Annotated in this window: 14 protein-coding genes; 5 read left to right on the top strand and 9 right to left on the bottom strand. The window is 33.0% G+C overall.

Going from position 1 to position 15,282, the window contains the following annotated elements:
* Positions 1-10: 10 nt before the first annotated feature.
* From fucP to BMX64_RS07935, 4 genes are all read right to left on the bottom strand, one after another.
* Positions 11-1,348: an L-fucose:H+ symporter permease gene (gene fucP / locus BMX64_RS07950; protein ID WP_091169776.1), complete on the bottom strand. Its 1,338-nt coding sequence runs from the start codon at positions 1,346-1,348 to the stop codon at positions 11-13.
* A gap of 20 nt (positions 1,349-1,368) precedes the next feature.
* Positions 1,369-2,307 carry a carbohydrate kinase family protein gene (locus BMX64_RS07945; protein WP_091169772.1) on the bottom strand — a complete coding sequence of 313 codons (939 nt, stop codon included), beginning with the start codon at positions 2,305-2,307 and terminating at the stop codon, positions 1,369-1,371.
* Between the two features lie 61 nt (positions 2,308-2,368).
* On the bottom strand, positions 2,369-3,217 hold the full coding sequence (locus tag BMX64_RS07940; RefSeq protein ID WP_091169769.1) for a sugar phosphate isomerase/epimerase family protein: 849 nt from the start codon (positions 3,215-3,217) through the stop codon (positions 2,369-2,371).
* Between the two features lie 24 nt (positions 3,218-3,241).
* Positions 3,242-4,624 carry a carbohydrate porin gene (locus BMX64_RS07935; RefSeq protein WP_091169764.1) on the bottom strand — a complete coding sequence of 461 codons (1,383 nt, stop codon included), beginning with the start codon at positions 4,622-4,624 and terminating at the stop codon, positions 3,242-3,244.
* A 471-nt stretch (positions 4,625-5,095) separates the two neighbouring features.
* Here BMX64_RS07935 and BMX64_RS07930 point away from each other — a divergent pair, with 471 nt between their 5' ends.
* On the top strand, positions 5,096-5,830 hold the full coding sequence (locus BMX64_RS07930) for an NUDIX hydrolase (protein ID WP_244273269.1): 735 nt from the start codon (positions 5,096-5,098) through the stop codon (positions 5,828-5,830).
* A 132-nt stretch (positions 5,831-5,962) separates the two neighbouring features.
* Complete coding sequence (locus BMX64_RS07925) at positions 5,963-7,192, top strand: multidrug effflux MFS transporter (RefSeq protein ID WP_091169757.1); 1,230 nt, start codon at positions 5,963-5,965, stop codon at positions 7,190-7,192.
* A gap of 27 nt (positions 7,193-7,219) precedes the next feature.
* Here the strand turns inward: BMX64_RS07925 and BMX64_RS07920 are convergent, their stop codons facing one another.
* From BMX64_RS07920 to BMX64_RS07910, 3 genes are all read right to left on the bottom strand, one after another.
* Positions 7,220-8,569: a DEAD/DEAH box helicase gene (locus BMX64_RS07920; RefSeq protein WP_091169754.1), complete on the bottom strand. Its 1,350-nt coding sequence runs from the start codon at positions 8,567-8,569 to the stop codon at positions 7,220-7,222.
* A 189-nt stretch (positions 8,570-8,758) separates the two neighbouring features.
* Positions 8,759-10,303: a DEAD/DEAH box helicase gene (locus BMX64_RS07915; RefSeq protein WP_091169751.1), complete on the bottom strand. Its 1,545-nt coding sequence runs from the start codon at positions 10,301-10,303 to the stop codon at positions 8,759-8,761.
* A 106-nt stretch (positions 10,304-10,409) separates the two neighbouring features.
* Positions 10,410-10,937: a DUF6155 family protein gene (locus BMX64_RS07910; protein WP_091169749.1), complete on the bottom strand. Its 528-nt coding sequence runs from the start codon at positions 10,935-10,937 to the stop codon at positions 10,410-10,412.
* 101 nt (positions 10,938-11,038) lie between these two features.
* On the opposite strand from BMX64_RS07910, the gene BMX64_RS07905 reads away from it, so the two are divergent.
* Together BMX64_RS07905 and BMX64_RS07900 are read left to right on the top strand one after the other, a co-directional pair.
* Positions 11,039-11,317 carry a DUF3817 domain-containing protein gene (locus BMX64_RS07905; RefSeq protein WP_091169746.1) on the top strand — a complete coding sequence of 93 codons (279 nt, stop codon included), beginning with the start codon at positions 11,039-11,041 and terminating at the stop codon, positions 11,315-11,317.
* Entirely contained in the window at positions 11,310-12,566 is a 1,257-nt protein-coding gene (locus tag BMX64_RS07900) for a mechanosensitive ion channel family protein (RefSeq protein ID WP_091169742.1), read from the top strand. Before BMX64_RS07905 ends, BMX64_RS07900 begins: the two co-directional genes overlap by 8 nt.
* A 50-nt stretch (positions 12,567-12,616) precedes the next feature.
* Here the strand turns inward: BMX64_RS07900 and BMX64_RS07895 are convergent, their stop codons facing one another.
* Entirely contained in the window at positions 12,617-13,000 is a 384-nt protein-coding gene (locus tag BMX64_RS07895) for an acyl-CoA thioesterase (RefSeq protein WP_091169740.1), read from the bottom strand.
* Between the two features lie 71 nt (positions 13,001-13,071).
* On the opposite strand from BMX64_RS07895, the gene BMX64_RS07890 reads away from it, so the two are divergent.
* On the top strand, positions 13,072-13,473 hold the full coding sequence (locus BMX64_RS07890) for a glyoxalase (RefSeq protein ID WP_091169737.1): 402 nt from the start codon (positions 13,072-13,074) through the stop codon (positions 13,471-13,473).
* Between the two features lie 112 nt (positions 13,474-13,585).
* On the opposite strand, the gene BMX64_RS07885 is transcribed toward BMX64_RS07890, so the two are convergent.
* Positions 13,586-15,241, bottom strand: a complete 1,656-nt coding sequence (locus tag BMX64_RS07885) for a M1 family metallopeptidase (protein WP_091169733.1) — start codon at positions 15,239-15,241, stop codon at positions 13,586-13,588.
* Positions 15,242-15,282 lie beyond the last annotated feature (41 nt).

The following is a 15,282-nucleotide window of genomic DNA, read 5'->3' as shown; positions in this document are numbered from 1 at the left end:
CTTTTTTAATTTAAACTGTAATGTTAATATTTTTTGATGTTTTAAACGTACTATAACCATAATATGCAACAACAGCCAAACATATCAATGGTAAAATAAAAGAAAAATTCACTTCAGGAATAAAGCCAAATAATTTAATATCGGCAAAACCAGAACCGCCTAAATCTAAAATACTTCCTTGTAAAACTGGCATCAGTGCGCCACCAACGATAGCCATTACTAAACCTGCAGAGCCAATTTTTGCTTCGTCACCCATATCTTTTAATGCTATTCCATAAATTGTTGGAAACATAATCGACATGAAAATAGAAATACAAACTAGCGAAATTAGTCCTGGCATTCCTTGTAATACAATCGCTCCGGCTGCACAAATTACGCCTCCAATACCAAATACCATTAATATTTTTGAAGGATTTATAGTTTTCATCAAACCAGTTCCAATCCATCGGCCTAATAAAAATAAAATCATGGCCGCTATGTTGTAATATGTGGCTGTTAATTCTAATCCGAATGTTTTATTGATGTTGTCTACATATTGGAAAATAAAAGTCCAACACATAATTTGCGCACCCACATAAAAAGCCTGTGCAATAACTCCATGTTTGTAATTTCTATTGACAAACAGCTTTTTAAATGATTCAGATACAGACATTTTATCTTCTTGTGCTGTTTTAGGCATTTTTGTTAAAATAATAATGATTAGAATTACTAGGACAAATATTCCTAATCCAATGTATGGAATGCTAATAATATCTAAATCATTTTCACGAATATTGGCCAACTCACTTTCAGTTAACGCATTATAAGCTTCGGTGGTGTAATCATCTGATTTTATTTCTTTAATCACTAAAAACTGCGCCATGACCAATCCAGTTATTGCTCCAATTGGGTTGAATGCCTGCGCTAAATTCAAACGTTGCGTTGCAGTTTCTTTATTTCCAAGGAATAAAATCAAAGGATTTGAAGTGGTTTCAAGAAATGCTAAACCACACGTGATTACCCATAATGAAACAAGGAAAAAAGTATAACTTTGGTAATGTGCAGCGGGATAAAATAGAAAAGAGCCAGTTGCATATAATAAAAGTCCCAATATTATTCCTGATTTATAACTGTATTTTCTAATGAATAATGCCGCCGGCAATGCCATGAAGAAATAACCAAAATAAAAAGCAAATTGTACTAATGAGGCTTGTGTATTTGAAAGTTCTGGCATCACTTTTTTGAAAGTTGAAACCATCGGAGTTGTCAAATCATTAGCAATTCCCCACAGCGCGAATAATATGGTTATGATGATAAATTGAAAAGCGAATTCCTTACTGACTACAGGGATTTTTTTGGATAGATTCATTGTTTGGTTGGTTTAATTTGTTAGTTATGAATAGTAGAAATTTCCTTGGTTTTAGAATCTGTTTTGTCAAAACCAGATAAAAAATCATCTATTTCCGAGGATGAAATTACTGGGTTTGCTCCTTCGTTTTGGGCGACAATTGCACCAACTGCACTGGCAAAATTAATAGCGTATTGAGGATCTTCTCCATTGAGTAACATTATTATTAAGGAAGCCAAAAATGAATCCCCGGAACCTACAGTATCAACAACATTAACTTTGAATCCACAGTTATGATAAAAGGTATCATTGCAATACAATACCGCACCATGAGATCCTAAAGTGACACAAACCGTATCAGTATTGGTTTCCTTAGCAATGAATTTAATATTTTGCTCTAATGACTTTTTATTCGAATTTAAATCTTCGCAAATTTCATTTAGCTCATCATCGTTAAACTTTATGAAATCAGATACTTGCAATAAATCCAAAACATTTTTCTTGGTGTAATGCGGCACTCTTAAATTCACATCAAATATTTTATATTTTGCTACCGCTAAAAGTTGTTCCAATGTATTTCTGGAAACTGAATCTCTTGAAGACAAACTTCCATAGACAAAAAAGTCTGCTTTTTCAACAATTGAAATATTCTCGTTTGAAGTTTCGATTTTGTCCCACGCCGAAGGATAATTGATGTCATAAGAAGCATTTCCTTTTTCATTCAAAATAACGTTAACTAAACCCGTTGGATAATTATCCTTTACTTGAACAGCATCAGTGTTAATTCCTGAAACATTCAAATACTCTATTAATTCTTTTCCGTTTAAATCGTTCCCTACTCCACTGATAACGGAAACCTCCCCTCCTAGCGAACTTAATCTTGAAGCCACATTTAGCGGAGCTCCACCAATTTTTTTATGCTCCAGAAATACATCAAAAAGGATTTCTCCAAAACAAACACCGTTTAATTTCTTTTTCATTTTTTTGCGATTTTTTGTAAAAAAAGCATTGAATAATTACTTTTTTTAGATTTAATTATAGTTAATTCGCATACCATTTTCCAACCATCTTCTTCATAAAAGCAAGACTCCTCTTGGCAAGATCTTCCGAGTTGTATTTTGAAGGTCTCCACAAGGAAGTTGGACCAACTAATGCTGTAATTTGTGAAGAAAAATTCTCCAGAACAAGTGGACCTTGATAGTTAATGGTTGCTAAAGCTTTGAAAAAATCATCCCAATGCACATTGCCTTCACCAGTCATTCCGCGATCACTTTCTGTTATATGCACATGTTTTAATCTATTTCCGGCACGAATAATGGGATCGTAGAAATTTCGTTCTTCAATATTCATGTGAAAAGTATCCAGATGCAATCCTATACTAGGTTTTCCAATAGATTCAATCATATCCAATACTTCATCTGCAGCAGTAAAAACGTAACTTTCATACCGATTAATGGGTTCAGGAGCAATAGTGATATTTCTTTTGTTGGCATAATCGGCAAGTTCCGTGAACACTTGTTGAATAATTATCCTTTCCTCTTTTGTACAAGGATTTCCAGTGAATGTTCCAATGGCGGAATGCAAAACTCCTCCTAAAAAATCACCGTCCATTTCAGCTACTTTGTCAAGAGCGGATTTAATAATCGATGTGGCTTGCTCCGGATATAAAGGAATGTGACAATTTGCGGGTAAATTCAATGTACAACGACCTGAAATACGATTATCGTCTAGTAGTTTTTTTGTTGTTTTAGCATCGAAATCTAATGAACTTGGCAAGATTATTTCAAGCATATCAAAACCATATTCTGCGGTCTTTTCTATTGCAAAACGTCCTCCATCGGCACTCCATCCGGGGATAAATGATAAAATTGTCGTTCCAAAAATTGGCATATCTATATAATTTAAATTTATTTATTAAAATAACCACCATTCTGTTTTTACTCCAATAAAAGAGCCCCAACGTTTTTGGTTCACTTGTAAAAAAGGAGAATAGTTATGATTGCTGGCGTAATCGTTGTAGTGCGCCAACGTGCAAACAAGGCGAATATGCGGACGGCTCCAAGGGTCTTTTTTTCCTAACGGAACTATGGTAGGAACAAAAGAGAATTTCCACATATTGGCTTCTGGATTATCTCCATCTTTTCGTACTGCATAATGTACTTCTTCGATTAAGTGCAACCACTTCGTTACATAATAAAAACTTCTGAAACCAACTACGAAATCCGTTTTTTGATTATATAATTGATTACCATTGAAATACTCGTCCGTATTCGTATTGGCAGAACCACCTTTGCTTTTTGTGAAAACGCCATATCCGTTGATACTGAATTTCTGCGAGAGGTTTAGCAGAAAATGCTCCACCATGGTAAAGGAATACGCATTTGTATATTTTCCTTCAGAATCTGGCGCTCCGTAAGTTGCCCAAGTAAAAGTGTTTCCGTTATCGCCCCCATTTGCAATACCGGAACCATATCGTACCGAAAGCTGATTGAACGAACCCGGTAAAGCAGTTTTGAATGGATTATTGTATTTAATTCCAGCGACCCAGCCGTTATCCGATGGATAGTTTTTAGAAGCATTTTTTGAGTTGGCAGCAACATAATGAAATTCACCCAAAAGTTTCATCACATTATCATTTTTCAAGTGAATACTATGTTCTCCAATCCAAACCATGCGTTGGCGAATAGCAGGATTTGTTGCGCCGGCAACAGTAACTTCATAATTGTAAGGATACACATTTGTTGAATCAGCAGAAGCGGGCATCAACATGGTTAGTTCCGTATTTTTATGGCTTACGCCAAAACCTTGCGCGGAATGATCATCAAAATAAAAATAATCACTGATGTGAATGTCATCATAGCGGCGAAAACGAGATCCTGCCCAAGCCGACCATTTGCTTCCCATGATATTTCTGGCTTCAATATACGCTTCGGGAAGAATAAATGTCAACCCATTATTAGAACGAGAACTTACATTTCCCACAAACTGACCATTGGCAGAATACATTCCCAAACGCATTTGGAACGTTACGTTTGTGCTGTCTTTGCCGTTGATTTTTGGAGTAAAATGGATGGCAGGTAATATATCGATATAGTCCGTTTGCTCTAAACGACCACCTAAGGAACCTTGACCGGAAAGATTCAAAGGTTTCCACATATTTCCTTCACCATTTGGCGAAAGCCCAACTCCAATACGACCTGTTGTTCCTAATGAAAAATTCGAATTAGTTATGACCACCTGTGAATAAATTGGCATGAACAGTATCGAAAATAAGAATATAAAAAGTGCTTTTTGCATATAAATGTTTATTTAAAAAAAGGGATTTAATATGTTTTTTGGTGGTTTTAAATTTTATAAATGGTAACTATTTTTTACTTAAATTTTGTTTTTTTCTGCTCTTAATATATCAAATACTCAAATCGATTTCTGGTGTAAAATTTAGGTTTATGAATAGTATTATAGTTTTACAACAATAAGCGTCATTTTGAATATTATTTTTCAAATATATTATATTTTTTTAATTTACAACAAAAAAAAGTAAATATATATTTATTAATAGCATATTTAAAGCCTATAACGTGTGTTTTTAATAAATAATAATTAATCTGTTACAAAATAATTATAACGTAATAGTGACGTTTAATATGAAAAATGAATCTATTTATATAGATATATAATTATAAATAAATGATTAGTTTTGTAGTATTAGAAGGTTTTGTAAAACATTACTATCTTTCAAAAAAATAATTATATTCTCACTATTTTATTATGTCTAAAATAATTCCAAATATTTCTGTAGACTGCGTCGTTTTTGGGTTTGACGCCAATACAAAATCACTTAACGTATTATTAATAAAACGCTATTTAGAATCTAAGGAAAATCAGGAGCCGTTGGTTAACGATTATGTTCTTACAGGCTACCATACATTTGAGCAGGAAACCATAGATGAAACTGCAACCAGAGTTTTGAAGGAGTTAACAGGACTTGATAATGTTTATAAAAAACAATTTAAAGTTTTTGGAGACCCAAATCGTTTGATGAATGAAAAAGATGTTATTTGGGCCAAAAATGAAAATTTTAACCAACGAACCATAACCATCGCTTATTATTTTTTATTAAAAACTCAAGAAGTAAATTTAGAAAATAACAAACACCATCCGCAATGGTTTCCTGTGAATGATTTACCGGAATTAGGATTTGATCACAAAGATATTATCAATGAAGCCTATGCTGATTTAAAAGAAAAAGCAGTGTATAAACCTATTATTTTTGAACTTTTACCAGATAAATTTACCTTCAATGAATTGCAGGACACTTATGAATCTATACTGGGAAATGAAATGGATAATCGCAATTTCAGGAGAAAACTGCTAACGAAAAAGTATATTATTGCTCTGGATGAAAAGCAAGTTGGCGTTTCAAAAAGACCTTCTCAACTGTTTATGTTCAGCAAAGACGTTTATCAAAAAATTTATAAGGAATCATACTTAATCAATATTTAGATTGCTATTTTTTTTAATCGATAGATTGCTTTAATCTGCAATATTATTAGGGAAACTGCTTCTATTCGCACCTTAAATATTTACCTTTGCAAAAAATTTAAAAAAATTCCAATTTTCATAAGCAATTCCGAAATGACAAAAACACGATATATCAAATTGATCCTGATTTTAGGCTCATTAACAGCTTTAGGTCCTTTTTCAATAGACATGTATTTACCGGGATTTGCTGGGATTGCTAAAGACTTGAATACTTCGGTTGCCAATGTTTCGATGACTTTATCCAGTTATTTTGTCGGAATTTCCGCAGGACAATTGCTTTATGGACCTTTATTAGACCGTTTTGGTCGAAAAAAACCTTTATTTATAGGATTGTTAGTTTACATATTAGCGTCATTAGGTTGCGTTTTTGTAACTGATATTGATACTTTTATTGGATTACGATTCATTCAGGCTGTGGGCAGTTGTGCTGCAACAGTAGCTTCTGTTTCTATGGTTCGGGATTTATTTCCTGTGAAAGATATTCCAAAAGTATTTTCTTTATTAATGTTAGTTGTCGGGCTTTCACCAATGTTAGCGCCGACTATTGGTGGTTACGTTACCGAAGATTATGGCTGGCATACCGTATTTTTTATCTTGATGTGCATGGGAATTGTAATTCTTATAGCTGCCCAAATCGTTTTACCAAACAGCTATTTGCCTGATACTTCTATTTCTTTAAAACCAAAACCTATTATCAGCAACTTTATTAGCATTCTGAAAGAACCTCAATTTTATACATACGCTTTTGCTGGAGCGATCGCTTTCTCAGGATTGTTTACTTATGTTGCAGCTTCTCCTATTTTATTTATGGATATTTTTGAAGTGGATGGGAAAACGTATGGCTGGATATTTGCCTTTATGTCCTTAAGTTTTATAAGTGCCAGCCAATTAAATTCATTGTTATTAAGAAAGTTCAACAGTGAGCAAATGATTCTAGGCGCATTGATTTCACAGGCAGTGATCAGTATTTTATTTCTGATTTTAGCAATAAATGATCTTTTAGGTTTGTATGAAACTATAGCCATGTTGTTTTTATTTTTGGCGTGTTTGGGCATCTCAAATCCCAATACTGCGGGACTTACCCTTGCTCCTTTCTCAAGAAATGCCGGAAGTGCCTCAGCATTGATGGGCGCGATTCAGTTAGGATTAGGTGCTTTGGCTTCTTTTGCAGTGGGCGTTTTTGTTAAAAATTCTATGTTACCAATGGTTTGGATTATGACAGTGTCTACAATTCTGGCACTGATTATTTTAATTTTTGGAAAACGAAACATAAAAAAAACTATTACAACTTCCGGTGATGAAGAAATTGTAATAGTTCATTAATTGTTCACAAAAGAGAATGAAATTTGATTAATTCATTCTCTTTTGTTTTTTAATTGGTTTCTCTGTTTTTGAAAGTGCTTCATTTTTTGTCTGAAGTAAATGATTGGCTAACAACTTTTCTATCAATTCATCTTTAGTCAAATTATGAAAAACAGTTTTTATTTTTTCTTTAAATTCTGGAGCAACATCATGATTGGGTTTTGTCTTGAAGATTTGCTTCGCCCATAACAATGTGTTGTTTTCTTCGATGCTGGCAACAGTAGGTTTTTTGAATTCTTTGAATTTTATTCCCAACTCTTTTTCAAAATCAGCGATTTCAACTACTTCTTCCGGTTGTAATACCGTCAAAGAAAGTCCCTTTGCTCCTGCTCTTGCTGTTCTACCACTACGATGTACGTAAGCTTCATAAACGTCCGGTAAATGATAATTAACCACATAAGAGATTTCCTTTACGTCAATTCCTCTTGCAGCTAAATCTGTCGCTACTAATATATTGATATGTCCTTCACGGAATTGCTCCATGATTCTATCTCTAATTCCTTGCGATAAACTTCCATGCAATGCACCCGAAGAAAATCGGTTGATAGCTAAGTTTTTAGCTAATTTATTGACTGCAGCTTTCGTTTTACAAAAAATAATTCCGCGTTCTCCTTCTTTAGAATTTAAGAAATGCATCAAAACATCCAGTTTTTCAATGGGATCCACCACAATATATTCATGGTCAATTCCTTGATTTCCTATTGTTTCCATGTTGGCACTAACTTGAATCACATTTTTGTTCAGATAGTTCTGAATCAATTGTTTTATAGTTCCTGGCATGGTTGCCGAGAATAAAAAAGTCTTACGCGCAACAGGTAACTCAGCGATGATTTCGTCTAAGCTTTCTTTTAATATGGTAACCATTTCATCGGCTTCATCGAGCACGAGAAATTTGGTTTCCTTTAAGTTTATTGCTTTGCGTTGAATCAAATCAATCAATCTTCCCGGAGTTGCCACAACAATGTGAGTAGGCAATGAAAGTCGTTCTATTTGTGGTTTAATTGGAATTCCTCCACAAGTTGCCGCAATAGAAACTTCGGGTAAAAATTTAGCAAAAGACTCTAAATTTTTAAATATTTGTTGTCCCAGTTCACGAGTTGGAACCAAAATAACGGCTTGTACAACTGGTTTATCAGTATCTATTAATTGCAAAATAGGCAATCCAAAAGCAGCTGTTTTTCCTGTACCTGTTTTAGCAAGTCCAACCAAATCCGTAGTATTTGATAATAATAACGGAATTGTTTTTTGCTGAATTTCTGTTGGTACAACAATTTTCAATTCGGTAATCGCTTTTAATATGGGTGCTAAAATTCCTAAATCAGAGAATTGTTTTGGCATTTTTTTGGATTTTATATTTTTATAAAAAATAGTTGTTTTGTAAACGTAATTTTTAGCCCTGATAGCAGTGGAAATCCTTTTCCTTTTTTCTTTAAAAAAGAAAAGATTACTTCACACTACTTTTATTTTAATCAGAGTTCAGTGAATTTTATTTGCAACGAATAGCAGGATTAGCTCCTTGAAAAGAAATTAATCTTCATCCGGTTCATTCATGATTTTCTCGCGATATTTTTTCCCTGTTAACAATACCAGTTTTAATTTGTAATCGTCAACAAGCCATTCACGGTAATTTTTACTGCATTGACTCAAACATTTAGAATAGCGTTTGATGCGACAATCGATATCATCATCTAACAGTTTTCCTAATATTTTTGCTTCTTGTAATGTATCCGAATTGTCTACACACATGGCAGCGTGTTGTTCTAGCGATTTGTCAAGCACTTCTTTCGATCGCAAATTTTGTTTGATAATGAGTTTGTGTTCTTCATCAACATCAAAAGTTACGACTTCGGTTTTGCTGAATTTAGCACGAATATCCGGCGGCATGCTGTATTTAAAATACAATTCGATTTCAGTATCGTCACGTAAATTTTCCAGATAAAACTCTGGTGATTTAAAAATGTGCTGCCAGTTTACAGGCTCGCTCCACAATCCAAATCGAGCTGCATTATTTCCTAAATCGATAACATTAAAGGTATCTTTATTAGGTAATTTTCTGGAACCACGACCAATCATTTGATAGTATAATGTCAACGATTTTGTTGCTCTATTTAAAATTATAGTTTCTACGGTTGGCTCATCAAAACCGGTGGTAAGAATCCCTACAGATGTTAGAATGGCATCAGGCGTATGCTTAAACCAATGTAAAATATCCTTTCTTTCCTCGTTATTACTGGTGTTATCCAAATGACGAATGGCATAACCAGCTTCTCTAAAAGTTTCATACACATACAAAGAGGTATTGATTCCATTATTAAAAATTAAGGTTTTCTTACCCAAAGATTTCTCCGTATAAGCATGCAATAATTTTTCCTGCATGGCCATATTCGTATATAAATCATCTGATGATTTTACGGTATAATCTCCGTTGATTCCCACTTTCAATGAGGTAAGACCAACATCATAGCTATACGTAACTGCCTTTGCCAAAAATCCATTGGCTATCAACGAACTAATGGTGTCTCCTACGATTAATTCATCGTAGCTTTCGTGCATTGGTAATTTAATATTTGAACTTAAAGGCGTTGCTGTAACTCCTAATATAAAGGCATTTTTGAAAGAGCTTAATAATTTGCGGAACGAATTGTAATGCGCCTCATCGATGATTACTAATCCTACATTATCCAAATGAAGTTTTTCATCGTTGATACGGTTTTTCAAAGTTTCAACCATGGCTACAAAACAAGAATAATCGTTTTGGTCTGGAAGTTCTTTTACTTTACTGTTGATGATTTTATTTTTCACGTCAAAACCCTTCAACATTTTTGAAGTTTGCTTACACAACTCAATTCGGTGTGTTAAAACAACTACTTTTTTATCGTGTTGTGATAAATAACGGCGTACTATTTCAGAAAAAACTACTGTTTTTCCACCACCGGTAGGCAATTGGTATAACAAATGGTGTTGTGGTGGTGCATTATCTATGCGTTCAAAGATGGCATCGATATCGCCTTTTTGATACGCATAAAGTTCTTTTTTGTCTTCGATTTCTATTTCTAAAGTGTTTTGGGACATTGCTTATTGTTGGATTTTTGCAAAAATACACCTAAAAAACAGTTTAATTGTGATTTTTAATTAAAAAAAATACGATTGATTAAATAAAATTGAATTATGCAACTATTCAATATTCAAATCGCTCAATAATGGCATTGAACTCGGGTTCGTTGTACCATTTCTGCACAATGGTTTCATCGTGTATGGCAATAATTCTTGGCTTGAAATCATTGAGAATTCCATTTGCAATCAAGAAAATGACAGCTTGCTCAAAAGAATTGAACATGCTTTTAAAAAATAAATCTTGTTTTATAACATGTTCCGATGAGAATGTTTGTGCTATTTCAATATTATAGAGCATTACATCCGCAATTACAAAAGGATCGACTCCCAAGAGCGTAAAGTGCTTAATGTATTTTTGGGCAACGGAGCGTCTCATTTTAGGTTTACTGCGTCTTCCCGCCTTTTTTAAAGGATAATATTCATTTGATATTTTGAGTTTGCATTCCTGCAAAAGTGTTTCTTCCTTTGGATTAAAAACAAAATTATAATAGACTTTCACGGGACTGTATTTCTCGTACAATTCTATGATTTGTTCTTCGAGTTGCTCCTTATTCAATTCGGCTAAGTATTTTTTTAAATCGCGTTTGCTCATTATCAAAGTTTAAGAATGCAAAAGTAATTTACTTTAGGAATCAATGCGCTAAAAATCAAACTTAATACTTATTTTTGCACATTATAACTAAATAAATTCAAATGCTTAAGATTTTTAAAATTACTGCAATAATAGAGGGAATATCTGCTTTACTATTGTTTTTCTTTGCTATGCCAATGAAATATATTTATAATGACCCTTTTTATGTTAAACATATTGGTATGGCGCACGGAATATTATTTACTTTATATATTGTTCTTGCAACAATTTTAAAATTTAAAGAAAAGTGGGATTTTAAAAAATATTTTATAATTTGTATTGCGTCAATTCCTCCATTTGGTACTTTTTACATAGAAAGAAAATACCTGAAAAATGTATAAATACATAGAAAAAATATTCACTTTTCTATATCCTATATTTCGAAAATGGGGATTAGGAAGCAGTTCTGCCTCCTATTTTAGCTTGCTATTGAATATCATAGTGTTGTGTGTACTGGCGTATGTCATATACGTGATTTTCAGGCTTATTTTGGTTACCATCATGGCAGTGATTGCCCAAAAAACCAAAACCAAATTTGATGATTTACTCGTAACCAACAAAACGGCTAAATACATCGCGCATTTAATTCCATTGTTATTTATTTACAAATCAGTTCCAATAATTTTAGACCGTTTTGAATATTGGGAAGGTTTTTTTGGAAAATTGGTTGGAATCTATATTGTAATATTAGTTTTATGGATTATACGGACTATTTTCAATGCATTACGTGATTATTTAAAACTAAAGCCCCGCTACAGCGACAAACCCATTGATAGTTTCATTCAGGTTATCATGATTGTACTTTGGGCAGTTGGTATTACCGTTATTATCTCAAAATTATTTGATATTGATCAAAAAGAGCTTTTAACCATTTTAGGAGCTGTTTCTGCAGTGATTATTTTGATTTTTAGGGATACTATTTTAGGTTTTGTTTCTAGTGTTCAAGTATCCATAAATGATATGGTTCGTATTGGTGATTGGATTACGATGGACAGATTTGGTGCAGATGGAGATGTAATCGAAATCAATCTGGCAACCGTAAAAGTTCGAAATTTCGATAATACAACTACTACTATCCCAACCTATAGTTTGAGTTCTGACTCGTTTCAAAACTGGCGCGGTATGCTCAATTCTGACGGAAGACGGATCAAAAGACACATTCTCATAAAAACAAGCAGTATTCGGTTTTTAGAAGAAGCGGAATTGAATGATTTAAAAAAAATACATCTTATTTCGGATTATATTGACACCCGAAAATTAGAAATAGACGAATATAATACTGCTAATAAAATTGATAAATCAATTGCTATCAATGGAAGAAATTTGACTAATTTAGGATTATTTCGAAAGTATATTACAGAATACCTATTTAATTACCCAGAATTAAACAAAGACATGTTAATGCTTTGTCGTCAATTACAATCTACCTCACATGGTGTTCCGCTTGAAGTGTATGCGTTTTCACATGACAAACGATTTGAGAACTATGAATACATCATGTCTGATATATTTGATCATATTATTGCTTCAGTCCGTTATTTTGATTTGGAAATTTTTGAAACAGCCACAGAAAACGAATTTCCTGGTTGATAGTGTTTTTTTTAAAATTACAAAGACGTTTCTAATCCAATTTTCAAAAACTACAAACGATCTTTTACATATTCAATTGCTGTTTTGCCATGCGCTTTTGGTTTTCCATCGGCATCCAAATTAACCATTGTAGTATGATCTATTGTAATAATTGTTTCGCGGGTCATCATATTTCTCGCCTCGCACTTTAGCGTGAGTGAAGTATTCCCAAATTTTATAACATCAATTCCAATTTCGATAATATCACCCTGTCTTGCAGAACTTCTAAAATTGATCTCAGACATGTACTTGGTGACAATTCTGGTGTTTTCTAATTGAATAATTGTGTACAAAGCCAATTCTTCATCAATCCAAGCTAATAATTTACCTCCAAATAAAGTTCCATTTGGATTTAAGTCTTCTGGTTTTACCCATTTTCTAGTATGAAATCTCATAAATTTTATATTTATAAATGTAAAAATAAGCTATTCCTATCGCATTTTTTTTTATTTTTAATGAAAAAATAATGAACATGCGGGATACTTTTTTAAAGGAATTTAGAGGACAAACAATAGGATCTGTAACAACTCAATCCTCATCTGATGAATCATTTCAAAATGAGGTACTTCGACCTATTTTGAAGCTTCAAAATGACTTGTTTATAGCTTCATTTATTAATTATGTGAGTAAAAACAAAGCTGATTTTTATGGATATACTATCGAAAAAAAATTGTCAGTTATAGAAAATGCAATCCAAAAAGATAGTAAGTTTAGAAATACTATGAAAGGGATGATCGTAGGATTATTTACCTCAGGCGAGTATGCAATTTATATAAAAAATTCATCTAGTATCAACAAAAGAATGATGAGCATGTTGGTTGAAAGATTGAAAAGCCAAGTGCAACTATTTGAAATGAAACCTTCGTAAATTAAAAAATTGTTTATTTATAATAAGTCGTTACTTTATAAAATCTTTATAAAATAAAAAGGCTGTATTTATTGATATAAATACAGCCTTTTTACTTAGCTATTGGTTGGTTTTATTCCGTTATATTAAAACCAGCAACGTAAAAGTTTTTATCTATTTCAAATTTTTGATTTTCAGCTGTGACAGACATGGTATTCCATTCTGTTTTTGGTTTGATCCATTCTTCTTTGTCATTCAAAGTCACTTTTACAGCCATATTAAAATCCGGAACACAATTAGTCCAACGATAGCCCAGTTGGTTATCTTTGAAATAATATTCTAATGTTGGGATTCGAGTATCTCTTAAATACTGATTGAAAAACGGGTTTAAATCTATTCCAACTTGTTGACTTAAATAACCCACAATTTGTTCTGTTGTTACCGTTTGATGATAAAAAGTACTGTTTAATCCTCTTAATATAGTTCTCCATTTGACATCGTCATTTACAATTTGGCGCAATGTGTGCAACATATTACCGCCTTTATTATACATATCGCCAGAACCTTCTTGATTAACACCATATTTACCTATTATTGGAATGTCATTTTGAATACCTTTTCTTATTCCTCTTACATATTCAAAACCAGCTTCCTTACCATAGTAATATTCTACAAAAAGACTCTCTGAATAGTTAGTAAAACTTTCATGAATCCACATATCAGCAATATCTTTATAGGTGATATTGTTTGCAAACCACTCATGTCCGGATTCGTGAATAATGATGAAATCAAATTTCATTCCCCAACCAGTTCCGCTTAGATCTCTGCCACGATACCCATTTTTGAAATCATTTCCATACGTTACGCAACTTTGATGTTCCATCCCTAAATATGGTGCTTCTACCAGCTTATAACTGTCTTCATAAAACGGATATGGCCCAAACCAATGCTCAAAAGCTTTTAGCATACGCGGAACTTCTTTAAATTGTATTTTCGCCTTGGCTAAATTCTCTCTTAACACATAATAACTACAATCTAAATCTCCTTTTTCTCCTTTGTATTTCTCCGAAAAAGATACATAATCACCTATGTTTATATTCACACCATAATTATTGATGGGATTTGATACGTACCAATTATATGTTTTTGTACCATCTTTTAGTTGTTTTGTGCTTTTCAAAAGTCCATTGGATACATTGACCAGGTTTTTCGGAACATTTACGCTGATAAGCATATTGTCCACTTCATCATACATGTGATCTTTGTTAGGCCACCATACGCTGGCGCCTAATCCTTGACAGGAAGAAGCTATAAATGGATTTCCATTACTATCTTTTTTCCAGGTTATTCCTCCATCCCAGGGCGGATTTACTGCTACCTTAGGTTTTCCGCCATAAAATACAGTTAGCTCTTTTATGAGTCCTGGTGTTTGAGAAGCGACCAATTCAACAAAAAAAGCATTACCTTCTCTTTTGTATTTTAAAACTTTACCGTCCTGAACAACTTTGTAAATGTCCATTGGATTCTGCAAATCAATCTGCATAGTTTTGTATTCCTGAAGAACTTGATATTTTATAGTATTTGAACCTGTAATTGTACTATCCGCAGGGTTAATTTTAATATCAAGATGATAGTATTTCACATCCCACCAGGCTCTTTCTTTTGTGATGCTTCCACGTAAAGTATCTTGTCTTGTAAAAGATTGTTCTTGCTTTCCCAGTAAACCTTGTGCATTTGCGCCATTAAAAACAAGAAATGAGAAACAAATAAAATTCAAATATTTTTTCATGATTAATTCATTTTGGACAAAAATAAACTTTATAACTTAAG

Origin of the sequence: Flavobacterium sinopsychrotolerans (genome assembly GCF_900110375.1) — a bacterium.
GTDB lineage: Bacteria > Bacteroidota > Bacteroidia > Flavobacteriales > Flavobacteriaceae > Flavobacterium > Flavobacterium sinopsychrotolerans.
The sequence above is the reverse complement of the archived record's forward strand: the minus strand, read 5'-3'. Positions and strand labels throughout refer to the sequence as shown.

Excerpts from the sequence above, each read along its gene's own strand:
- BMX64_RS07915 (WP_091169751.1), bottom strand. The coding sequence starts at position 10,303 with ATGTCCCAAAACACTTTAGAAATAGAAATCGAAGACAAAAAAGAACTT.
- BMX64_RS07885 (WP_091169733.1), bottom strand. The coding sequence starts at position 15,241 with ATGAAAAAATATTTGAATTTTATTTGTTTCTCATTTCTTGTTTTTAAT.
- BMX64_RS07910 (WP_091169749.1), bottom strand. The coding sequence starts at position 10,937 with ATGAGCAAACGCGATTTAAAAAAATACTTAGCCGAATTGAATAAGGAG.
- BMX64_RS07935 (WP_091169764.1), bottom strand. The coding sequence starts at position 4,624 with ATGCAAAAAGCACTTTTTATATTCTTATTTTCGATACTGTTCATGCCA.
- BMX64_RS07905 (WP_091169746.1), top strand. The coding sequence starts at position 11,039 with ATGCTTAAGATTTTTAAAATTACTGCAATAATAGAGGGAATATCTGCT.
- BMX64_RS07945 (WP_091169772.1), bottom strand. The coding sequence starts at position 2,307 with ATGAAAAAGAAATTAAACGGTGTTTGTTTTGGAGAAATCCTTTTTGAT.
- BMX64_RS07930 (WP_244273269.1), top strand. The coding sequence starts at position 5,096 with ATGTCTAAAATAATTCCAAATATTTCTGTAGACTGCGTCGTTTTTGGG.
- fucP (WP_091169776.1), bottom strand. The coding sequence starts at position 1,348 with ATGAATCTATCCAAAAAAATCCCTGTAGTCAGTAAGGAATTCGCTTTT.
- BMX64_RS07895 (WP_091169740.1), bottom strand. The coding sequence starts at position 13,000 with ATGAGATTTCATACTAGAAAATGGGTAAAACCAGAAGACTTAAATCCA.
- BMX64_RS07925 (WP_091169757.1), top strand. The coding sequence starts at position 5,963 with ATGACAAAAACACGATATATCAAATTGATCCTGATTTTAGGCTCATTA.
- BMX64_RS07890 (WP_091169737.1), top strand. The coding sequence starts at position 13,072 with ATGAACATGCGGGATACTTTTTTAAAGGAATTTAGAGGACAAACAATA.
- BMX64_RS07900 (WP_091169742.1), top strand. The coding sequence starts at position 11,310 with ATGTATAAATACATAGAAAAAATATTCACTTTTCTATATCCTATATTT.
- BMX64_RS07940 (WP_091169769.1), bottom strand. The coding sequence starts at position 3,217 with ATGCCAATTTTTGGAACGACAATTTTATCATTTATCCCCGGATGGAGT.
- BMX64_RS07920 (WP_091169754.1), bottom strand. The coding sequence starts at position 8,569 with ATGCCAAAACAATTCTCTGATTTAGGAATTTTAGCACCCATATTAAAA.